This window comes from Bacillus sp. AM 13(2015), assembly GCF_001518755.1.
Taxonomy (GTDB): domain Bacteria; phylum Bacillota; class Bacilli; order Bacillales; family Bacillaceae; genus Bacillus; species Bacillus safensis.
On sequence record NZ_LKCP01000089.1, the window covers coordinates 37,330 to 48,225 of the forward strand.

Consider the following 10,896-nt stretch of genomic DNA (forward strand, 5'->3'; position numbering starts at 1 on the left):
CATCTTCCCATTTGTGACGTCCTCATATATAGTAAGATTAGACTAGTTCTAAATGACTGAAATTGGGGCGTTTACATGGATTCGATTGTTTTACATTTTATTGTGATCATGAGTGTTTCTGGCATTCTGTCCGTGATATTATCAATCATTGCTCATGCAAACCGCCATCGGTATATTGGCTGTCAATTGTTTATGTACATGTCTGGAGCAACTGCGATTTATATCTTTGGGCATACGTTTGAATTATTGGCTCGTACCCCTGGAGAAATCATGTTCTGGGTTTGTTTTCAATACATAGGTCTTCCGTTTATCGCACCGCTCAGTCTGCTGATTGTGCTGCAATTTACGGGGTTCCATCAATATTTCACAAAGCGCCGCGTGCTTCTCATCTTATTGATTCCAACTCTCACAACCATTTTGGTGTTCACCAACTCTTTACATTCGCTCTTTTATCGAGACATCACGATAAATCCAGTAGATGGTTTTTTATTGGCTGATTTTACGATTGGCTATTGGTATATCATCCATGGCGTTTATACGTTTGGCTGTTCGATGCTCGCTATTTTTATGCTGGTTTGGTTTTTACGTGTCACAAAAAAAGAATATTTAAAGCAGATTCTGATACTGTTAGTGGGAATGTTATTACCCATTATGACTTCTTTTATCTATTTATTAGGCGTCACTCCTTTTCATATTGATCCGGTTCCTGTGGTGATGTTTTTGACTAACGCACTCTATTTATGGGCGATTATGTCGTTCCAGCTCTTTAAAATTTCTCCCATTGCAATGGAGCGTGTGTTTGAGCATATGTCTGAAGGGGTTCTGATTTTAGATCGATATCGGACACTCATTGATTACAACCCCGCTGCAGCATCGATCATTCCGACACTTGCGAATAAAAAGGGAATTGGCTATAAAGTCGACGATATTTTCTCAGGAATCATCAAAGATTCAGCGTTCATTCAGTGGCTGCGCTCTCCGCAGGATCATTCGCAATATGATCTAATGTGGAAAAAGGAAAAAGACCAGTCCTGCTATTATCATCTGACCGCTTCGTCTCTATTTAATAAAAGAGGAGAGATCGAGGGCAGGCAAATAGTGATCAGTGATGTAACAGAGCAGCGTTTGCTGCAGGAAGAGCTGGAGCGTCGTGCGTATATCGATGGTTTGACGAATATTTTCAATCGTTCTTCTTTCATCGAACGAACGCAGCTGATTTTGGAAGAGGATGCGCAGGATACGGCGGTTATGCTGTTTGATATTGATTTCTTTAAACAAATTAATGACACACACGGACATCATATTGGAGATGAAGCACTGCGTCATGTTGTCTCTATTTGTCAGGAGCATTTACAAATGGATGATTTATTTGGACGATATGGGGGAGAAGAGTTTGCCATTTGTCTGCCTCATCAGTCATTTAAAGAGGCATGTCATATCGCGGAACAAATAAGACATTCGTTTGAAGCGAGTTTCTTTACGAATGATGAGGAAAAAGTGCGAGTGACAGCGAGCTTTGGAATTGCTCATACAGCCAATGATCCTTGTGTATTAGAAACACTTCTATTTGAAGCGGATCAGGCCTTGTATATGTCAAAACGCCAAGGACGGAACCGGATTTATGCATCAACTGGTAAGGGCCATGTGCTGTATCATGAGCAGGACCTCCCGAATTGACTGTTGTCCCGACATTCGATATGATAAACATAACATTTGAACGGTTTCCTAAAAGGGGAGTAGCTTTTACGGTCTGGTCGTCATTACAGAAACATTCGTTGTTTCTCGGTCATTCCGGCATGAACAATGTTAGCCAGACCTTTGCCTATCACACATGAGGCAAAGGTCTGGCTATTTTAAAGGTCTTTTTGCATCTGTGTGATATAGAGGGAAGCGGAACAAATGATGCTTTTAATCCTACAGATGAAAGGATGATCGATCTTGAAAAAATATGTGATGGCTTTCCTATTTTCCGGAACGCTTGTATTAAGCGGGTGCTCCGGCTTGCTTGATCAAGTCAACGATACAACGACATATGTCACTGAGGCAAATGACTATGTGACAGACATTCAGCAATTTATAGAGGACTTTCCAAAACTCGCTGAAGAAGCTGTGCAAAATGCCGCCAAAAAAGCAGAATTAACGCAGCAGCTTGAATCATTGAAGGCAGATATTCAAGATTTTAATGAAGTCACAGCGCCAAAAATGGCAGAAGACCTGCATGCACAAATCATTGAAAAAAATAAAGTGCTGTCAGAGGAAATCCAAACGTATTTACAGCAATTGAAAGCAGGCGATATCGATGTTGCCTCCATACTGGAGGATCAGCAGGGATTGATGAAACAGCTTCAACAATCCGTCAATCTTTTGCAGGATATCGAACAATTAACAAATTAGGACAAACATAGCTTTATATGCCGCATATCTTTGCCTTTTCCGGTGGAGATATGCTTTAATTTAAGTAATGACAAGTCATAATAGAAAAAAGGTGATCACACATGACAGAACATGAAGAACGACATATGGCTTCGCCAAGAGCCGAGAAGGAAAAAGATCATTTGATCAATCGTTTGAAACGAGTGGAAGGACAAGTTCGCGGGATTCAGCAAATGATTGAAAACGATCGTTACTGTATAGATGTTGTGAATCAAATTTCCGCAGTCAATGCGGCTTTGAAAAAAGTCAGTCTGCATTTGATGGAAAAGCATACACATCATTGCGTAGCAGATGCTATCAAGAGCGGCAATGGGGATGAAGCCATTGAAGAGTTAATGACGGTCTTTACGAAACTGACAAAATCGTAGCATTTATGTTTACATTGATACCCTACTAGGGTATAGTAAGTTGTAGAAAATGATTGATGGAGGCGATGAGAAGTGGAACAAGCAACACTTCAAGTGCAGGGCATGTCTTGTGGACATTGCGTGAAAGCAGTCGAAGGAAATGTAGGAGAATTAGCAGGTGTTGAATCTGTGAAAGTCCATTTAGACAAAGGACAGGTGGAGGTTTCATTTCACCCGGATCAAGTCACATTGCACCGTATCTCTGATGTGATTGAAGAACAGGGATATGATGTCGTATAAATGAACATACGTGCTGCATGACAGCACGTCTTTTTTTCAAAATATAATACCCCCATGGAGTATGTGGAGAGGTGAGATCAATGAAAAAGGAAATTGACTTTCAAATTACGGGGATGACCTGTGCTGCCTGTGCAGGCCGCATCGAAAAGGGATTGAACAGGCTGGAAGGTGTGGAGGATGCCAGTGTGAATTTGGCGCTTGAAACTTCCCATATCATCTACGAATCAGAGCAGTTAACACCAGATGATTTGAAGCGAAAAGTCCAATCTCTTGGTTACGATGTGGTGATAGAGAAAGCAGAATTTGATATAGAGGGAATGACTTGTGCGGCTTGTGCAAACCGAATCGAGAAAAAAATTAACCGAATGGACGGTGTCGATCACGGGTCTGTAAACTTTGCGCTAGAGACACTTCAGGTCACATATCATCCGGGCCAAACGTCTACAAATGATATAAAAGATGCAGTGCAGTCTATAGGGTATTCTTTAATTGAACCAGACGTAGATCAAGCAGAGGGAGGAAAAAAAGATCACCGCCAAGCAGCAATAGAGAAGCAGACGGCACGCTTTTTATTCTCAATGATTTTGTCACTGCCGCTTCTTTGGGCAATGGTCAGCCATTTTTCTTTCACATCCTTTATATGGCTGCCTGAAGCGTTCATGAATCCATGGGTTCAGCTGGCGTTAGCAGCGCCTGTGCAGTTTATTGTCGGCTGGCCATTTTATGTAGGCGCGTATAAGGCTTTAAGAAATAAAAGCGCCAATATGGATGTTCTTGTCGCACTTGGGACATCTGCCGCGTTTTTCTATAGTTTATATGAAAGCATCGAGTCAGCGATTCGAGGCACACACGAGGCAGCCCTCTATTATGAAACAAGTGCTGTCCTCATTACATTGATCGTGCTCGGAAAATTAATGGAAGCAAGAGCAAAAGGAAGATCATCAGAAGCGATTCAAAAGCTGATGGGCTTACAAGCGAAAGAAGCGGTTATCGAACGAGATGGCAAACAGATGACTGTGCCTATTTCTGACGTGAAAGTGAATGATCTTGTGTTTGTCAAACCGGGTGAAAAAGTGCCGGTAGATGGAGAGATCATAGAGGGGACAACCGCAATAGATGAGTCCATGATTACAGGAGAAAGCCTGCCTGTTGATAAAACAGCAGGAGATATGGTCATCGGAGCAACGATCAATAAAAATGGATTCATCAAAATAAAAGCGACAAAAGTCGGAAAAGAGACGGCGCTTTCCCAGATTATCCGAGTCGTAGAACAAGCGCAGGGCTCAAAAGCACCGATTCAAAGAATGGCAGATCAAATATCAGGGATATTTGTGCCCATCGTTGTAGGAATTGCTGTGCTCACATTCCTCATATGGTTTTTCTTTGTCGACCCTGGGAATGTGACGTCAGCACTTGAAACCTTTATAGCCGTCATTGTTATCGCATGTCCATGTGCGCTCGGACTTGCTACACCTACCTCTATTATGGCTGGCAGCGGCCGCGCGGCTGAATCAGGCATTCTGTTTAAAGGCGGAGAGCATTTAGAAGTGACTCAATCACTCGACACGGTGGTGTTAGATAAAACAGGAACTGTGACAAAAGGGGAGCCGAGTCTGACAGATGTGTTGGCATACGCGAATTGGACAGAAGATGCGGTGCTGCAACTAGCAGGATCGGCAGAACAGCAGTCGGAACACCCGCTTGCCCGAGCGATCACAGATGGAATGAAGGAACAAGGTCTTGAAGCAGTCGGAGTTGAAGCCTTCCAAGCAGATCCAGGTCATGGAATTGAAGCAAATGCCGCAGGACACAAGCTTTTAATTGGAACGCGTAAGCTATTACAGAAACATCATATCCCATATGATCAAGTCGAATCATCCGTCACAACGCTGGAGGAGCAAGGAAAAACGGCTATGCTTGTCGCGATTGACGGCGAAGTCGCTGGCATTGTCGCGGTCGCAGATACGATCAAATCATCCTCTCATCAAGCCATCGCTCGTCTGAAAGAGCAGGGGATTCACGTTGTGATGATGACAGGTGATAATAAACTAACAGCAGAGGCGATTGCGAAACAGGCAGGCATTGATCATGTCATTGCTGAAGTGCTGCCTGAAGAAAAAGCGGCTCATATTGCAGCGCTTCAGAAACAAGGAAAAAAAGTCGCCATGGTCGGAGACGGTATCAATGATGCCCCAGCTCTTGCAACAGCGAATATTGGGATGGCTGTGGGAACAGGGACAGACGTTGCCATGGAAGCAGCAGATATTACGCTCATGACAGGAGATCTCCATGCGATTGCAGATGCGCTGGAATTTAGTCAAAAAACAATGAGAAACATTAAGCAAAATTTATTTTGGGCGCTTGCCTATAACTGTATTGGGATACCGATCGCTGCATTTGGTTTCCTTGCGCCATGGCTTGCAGGAGCGGCAATGGCCTTTAGCTCCGTGTCCGTTGTGCTGAATGCGCTCAGATTGCAGCGATTGAAGCCAGTCAGAGAAGGAGTGGCAGAATGAAGATGAATGTCAAATGGGTTTGGACGATTAGTGCATTGTTCTACGTTGTTCTTGTCCTCATTGGATATGCGATGTACGATAGATTTTCTACACAACAAGATACACCAAGTGAACAAATGCAAAATCATTAAGACTTCGCCAAAAGCGAAGTCTTTTTTTAACAATATTGTGGAAAACCCACCTTTTTAAAGATTTTTCATAAAAAATTCACTTCTTTTTGTTCCTTTTTGTCGTTTTTTGTAGGTTCGTCGTTAAGATGCGATTAAGCAACAAAGAAAGCGTTATCAAAAAAAGGGGGTTCACGTATGAAAAAGTTAGGGTTAGCTTCTCAAATACTCATTGCACTTGTTCTGGGTGTTGTCGTGGGAGCGCTGTTTTATCAAAATGAAACCGTTATTAATGTGTTAACGCCGATTGGCGATATATTCATCCATTTAATTAAAATGATCGTTCTTCCAATTGTTATTGCTGCATTGATTGTAGCAGTTGCAGGTGTAGGCGATATGAAAACGATCGGAAGACTCGGCGGAAAGACCATTCTTTACTTCGAGATTGTGACAACGATTGCATTAGCAGTTGGACTGCTTGCAGCAAACGTCTTCCATCCTGGTACAGGAATTGATATGAGCAACATGGAGAAAGGCGATATCTCTAAATATGAAGAGACATCTAAGGCTTCTTCTGAAAAAGCGACTTTCTCTGAAACGTTGGTTCATCTTGTACCAACAAACGTTTTCCAATCTATTGCAGAAGGTGATCTATTACCAACCATCTTCTTTACAGTCTTATTCGGATTAGGAATTGCCGCAGTAGGAGATAAAGGAAAACCAGTATTAGGATTCTTTGAGGGTATACTCGAAGCCATGTTCTGGGTGACCAATAAAGTGATGAAGTTTGCACCATTTGGTGTATTCGCGCTCATCAGTGTGACGGTGATCAAATTCGGGGTCGGAGCGCTTCTCCCGCTAGGTAAACTGGTACTTGTCGTTTACGGTACAATGGCATTCTTCGTCATTGTTGTACTTGGCATTATTGCTAAAATGGCTGGAACAAGCGTCTTTACACTATTTAGAGTATTAAAAGAAGAAATCATTCTTGCATTCTCAACAGCAAGTTCAGAAGCTGTACTGCCTAGATTAATGGACAAAATGGAGAAGTTCGGCTGCCCGAAAGCGATCACGTCGTTCGTTATTCCAACAGGCTATACCTTTAACCTAGATGGAAGTGCCATCTATCAATCCATTGCTGCGATATTTGTTGCACAAATGTACGGCATGCCGCTTTCCATCTATGAGCAAATTACGTTACTATTAATTTTAATGCTGACATCTAAAGGAATGGCTGGTGTACCAGGTGCATCGATCGTTGTTGTCATCACAACTCTTGGTGCTATGGGACTGCCGCTTGAAGGACTTGCCTTCATCGTTGGGATCGACCGACTTCTTGACATGGTTCGCACAACAGTGAACGTATTTGGTAACTCACTTGCAGCCATTGTCATGTCTAAGTGGGAAAAAGTATTTGATCAAGAGAAATCGAAGAAGTATATTGAGGAATTGAAACAACAAACAAAAGCAGCGTAAAAAAGGAGATCTTTTCAAATGACGAAGCTACAGGACAAGCAAGTTCGAATCGAACGAGACTTTCTAGGTGAAAAGGAAGTAGACACTCAAGCATATTATGGAATTCAAACATTACGTGCAGTGGAGAACTTTCCAATTACAGGCTACCGTATTCATGAGGAACTCATCAAAGCATTAGGGATTGTCAAAAAGGCAGCCGCACTTGCAAATATGGATACACAGCGACTATATTCTGGCCTTGGAGAAAAAATTGTTGAAGCGGCAGATGAGGTCATCGAAGGAAAATGGAACAATCAATTTATTGTCGATCCAATTCAAGGCGGGGCTGGCACTTCAATGAATATGAATGCCAATGAAGTCATTGCAAACAGAGCGCTTGAACTACTAGGAAAGGAAAAAGGCGCTTATACTGAGCTAAGTCCAAACACGCATGTGAATATGTCGCAGTCAACAAACGACGTTTTCCCAACAGCGATTCATATTTCAACATTGAATATGATTGAAAAACTACTTTATACGATGGAAAACATGCATCAAGTCATGACTGAAAAAGCGCAGGAATTCGATCATGTCATCAAAATGGGACGTACGCATCTTCAGGACGCTGTTCCAATCAGACTTGGACAAGAGTTTAGTGCGTATGCAAAAGTTCTTGCTCGTGATATTAAACGTATCAAGCAGTCTAGACAGCATTTATATGAAGTCAATATGGGTGCAACAGCAGTCGGAACTGGATTGAATGCAGATCCTAAATATATTCGCCAAGTGGTTGGCTATCTATCTGACATTAGCGGATTACCGTTAGTTGGTGCTGAAGATTTAGTCGATGCAACGCAAAATACAGATGCTTATACAGAAGTATCTGCTGCGCTTAAAGTATGTATGATGAACATGTCCAAAATGGCGAACGATATTCGTCTGATGGCTTCTGGTCCAAGAGCAGGCTTTGGTGAGCTGCACTTGCCGCCGAGACAGCCAGGTTCATCTATCATGCCAGGGAAAGTCAATCCAGTTATGCCTGAGGTCATGAACCAAGTGGCTTTCCAAGTCATTGGGAACGATCACACAATCTGTCTTGCATCAGAGGCTGGCCAGCTTGAACTGAACGTTATGGAACCAGTGTTGGTGTTCAACCTGCTTCAATCTCTCAGCATGATGAAAAATGTATTCGAGTCCTTTGTGGACAACTGCTTGCGTGACCTAAAAGCAGATGAATCTAGATTAAAAGAATATGTAGAAAAGAGTGCCGGTGTCATGACGGCGGTGAACCCGCATATTGGTTATGAAGCGGCTGCACGAATTGCAAGAGAAGCCATTCTTACAGGCGCATCTGTACGTGAGCTTTGTCTGCAAAATGATGTGTTAACAGAGGAAGAGCTTGATGTCATCTTAAATCCTTTTGAAATGACAAAACCAGGTATTGCTGGCGCATCACTTTTAGAAAAAGATCGTTTAGAAGATTAAGCGGCATCATGAGAAGCGCACACCGGCAAAGTTCCGGTGTGCGCTTTTTCATGAAGGTTTGTTTTTCTTTAGCTCACATAGTATACTATCGTCAATTATTAGGGATGTGACTGCGTTTGAATCTACTAAAAAAATGGCTGAATACAGAGCCTTATTTAATTGTGCTGCTCATTGTACTGACGCCGATTGGCGGAGAGTTTAAATTTTATCCATTTGAGGACAGCTTTCGGGTCAGCTTTGGAACCGTTGTCTTTTTCTTTATCCTGCTTCAAATGAAAAGATTTCCTGCATGGGCAAGCGGCATCATCGCTGGGATATCTGTTTTTGCGTTTCGCGTGCTGCTTGATACAGCCGTGACAGGGCATCTTCCGCTGGAAGAGGCGGTTTCATTAAGATTTCCTTCCCTGCTTTATTATGTCGTCTATGGCACACTCTTTTATTTATTGAAGGTCAGACGTTTCCGTGATCAGCCTTGGCTGATTGGAGCAACAGGTATCATCATGGAGCTGTGCGCAAGCGTTGTTGAGATCATCGCACTTCGAGGCACCATGGATGAAATTTTAACGGGGCGGACGCTGTTTCAATTATTTGTTTTGGCGATTTTCAGAAGCTTTTTCGTGTTGGCTTGTTATACAATGATTCGTTTATATGAAGAGCAGGCGAGAGAGCGTCAGATGAAAAAGGAAAAGGAACATCTGCTGATGCTCCTGTCTAACCTTTACACGGAATCTACATATTTTCATAAAACACTCGCACATGCTGAGCACATTACGGCTACATCCTATCAATTGTATCAATCTCTTCACCACGCAAAGGATGCAGAATCATTGGATTTGAAAAAGCTCGGTAAAACCGCCTTGCAAATTGCAGGAGAGGTGCATGAAATCAAAAAGGATAACCAGCGGATTTTTTCTGCCTTATCAAAGCTGATTCATGAGGAAAATTTCCAGGCTTATGAGAGTCCTTCTCATATCGCTGGGCTTGTCATTCGCATTCATGAAAATTATGCTGAATCTCTTAAAAAAAACATTGTCTTTCATTATGATGAAGATGGGCAGCACCCCGCCTATCACGTGTATACCATTCTATCTTTGTTAAATAACATCGTATCCAACGCTGTTGAAGCCATTCCTGTAGATGGAGAAGTGTCACTTTCTATTTCACAGAAAGAGAACCAGGTGATTTTTCAAATCAGCGACAACGGGCCTGGCATAAAAGAACGTAATCATCATGTTATTTTTAAACCGGGTTTCACTTTAAAATACGACCAGGTTGGGAATCCATCGAGCGGTATCGGGCTTGCGTATGTAAAGGATACAGCGGAGAAGCTTGGCGGAAGTGTTGAGATGAAGAGTATCCCAAATAAGCAAACAATTTTCACATTAACGATACCAGTAGATCAAGTCAGTAGAAAAGAGGGGATTGGGAGATGAGATTTTTTATTGTTGATGATGATGAAGCCGTTCGTTCTTCACTGGCTCAGCTCATTGAAGATGAAGAGCTTGGTATTGTGGCCGGAGAAGCAGAGGATGGCGCTGAGTTAACAGCCAGCTACTTAAATGATTTGCACATTGATATTTTATGTATTGATCTATTGATGCCGGAAAGAGACGGGCTTGAAACGATTCGAGCAATCAAGGATGAGTTTCACGGGAAATATTTAATGCTGTCACAGGTTGAAACAAAGGAATTAATCGGACAGGCGTATACGCTTGGCGTCGAGTATTATGTGACAAAGCCGATCAATCGTGTAGAGGTCTTAAGCGTCCTCCATCTCATGATTGAACGTCTTCATTTAGAGCATTCAATTGAAAATATTCAGCACTCGCTTAAATCAGTCATGCAATTTCAGCAGCGCGGTCAGACGAAAACGAAGCAGCGGGGGAAAAGTCTTGCAGAGGCAGGGCAGTTTTTGCTGGCGGAGCTTGGTATTGTTGGTGAGAAGGGGTCTAAAGATTTATTAGATATGATTCTGTTTACAGACCAGTATTTAGCGCTGCATGCTGATCATCATGATTCCTTTCCTTCTTTAAAGATCATTTTCACTGGGATTACGGAGGATAAATTAAGTGAGCCCTACACATCGGCAGACATCGCAAGAGAAGCAAAGGCAGCCGAGCAGCGGGTAAGACGTGCGATCAACCAATCATTGAAACATATCGCATCACTTGGGCTAACCGATTTTTCCCATCCAACATTTGAAAATTACGCATCAAAATTTTTCGATTTCACCATCGTGCGAAAGAAAATGAG

At 42.5% G+C, this 10,896-nt stretch carries 10 protein-coding genes; all 10 read left to right on the top strand.

Annotated features, from left to right (window positions below; all coding sequences use genetic code 11):
- Positions 1–75 precede the first annotated feature (75 nt).
- Positions 76–1,677 carry a histidine kinase N-terminal 7TM domain-containing diguanylate cyclase gene (locus AOQ70_RS17135; RefSeq protein WP_039181438.1) on the top strand — a complete coding sequence of 534 codons (1,602 nt, stop codon included), beginning with the start codon at positions 76–78 and terminating at the stop codon, positions 1,675–1,677.
- 261 nt (positions 1,678–1,938) lie between these two features.
- A complete protein-coding gene (locus AOQ70_RS17140) occupies positions 1,939–2,394 on the top strand; it encodes a DUF6376 family protein (protein WP_059377602.1) in 456 nt (151 codons plus the stop codon).
- Between the two features lie 101 nt (positions 2,395–2,495).
- Complete coding sequence (locus tag AOQ70_RS17145; protein WP_059377603.1) at positions 2,496–2,801, top strand: metal-sensing transcriptional repressor; 306 nt, start codon at positions 2,496–2,498, stop codon at positions 2,799–2,801.
- A gap of 72 nt (positions 2,802–2,873) precedes the next feature.
- Positions 2,874–3,080, top strand: coding sequence for a copper chaperone CopZ (copZ, locus tag AOQ70_RS17150; RefSeq protein ID WP_024423475.1), 207 nt, complete (start codon positions 2,874–2,876; stop codon positions 3,078–3,080).
- 80 nt (positions 3,081–3,160) lie between these two features.
- Positions 3,161–5,596, top strand: coding sequence for a heavy metal translocating P-type ATPase (locus tag AOQ70_RS17155; RefSeq protein ID WP_059377605.1), 2,436 nt, complete (start codon positions 3,161–3,163; stop codon positions 5,594–5,596).
- Entirely contained in the window at positions 5,593–5,727 is a 135-nt protein-coding gene (locus tag AOQ70_RS20110) for a hypothetical protein (protein WP_257218418.1), read from the top strand. The genes AOQ70_RS17155 and AOQ70_RS20110 overlap by 4 nt, the downstream gene beginning before the upstream one ends.
- Positions 5,728–5,901: 174 nt before the next feature.
- A complete protein-coding gene (locus AOQ70_RS17160) occupies positions 5,902–7,179 on the top strand; it encodes a cation:dicarboxylate symporter family transporter (protein ID WP_039181428.1) in 1,278 nt (425 codons plus the stop codon).
- An 18-nt stretch (positions 7,180–7,197) separates the two neighbouring features.
- Positions 7,198–8,643: an aspartate ammonia-lyase gene (aspA, locus tag AOQ70_RS17165; protein WP_039181426.1), complete on the top strand. Its 1,446-nt coding sequence runs from the start codon at positions 7,198–7,200 to the stop codon at positions 8,641–8,643.
- Between the two features lie 116 nt (positions 8,644–8,759).
- The gene (locus AOQ70_RS17170; protein WP_039181423.1) at positions 8,760–10,076 is read left to right on the top strand and encodes an ATP-binding protein; all 1,317 of its coding nucleotides are present in this window, start codon (positions 8,760–8,762) and stop codon (positions 10,074–10,076) included.
- On the top strand, positions 10,073–10,896 hold an 824-nt coding region (locus AOQ70_RS17175), incomplete at its 3' end, for a response regulator (protein ID WP_059377606.1). The genes AOQ70_RS17170 and AOQ70_RS17175, both read left to right, overlap by 4 nt.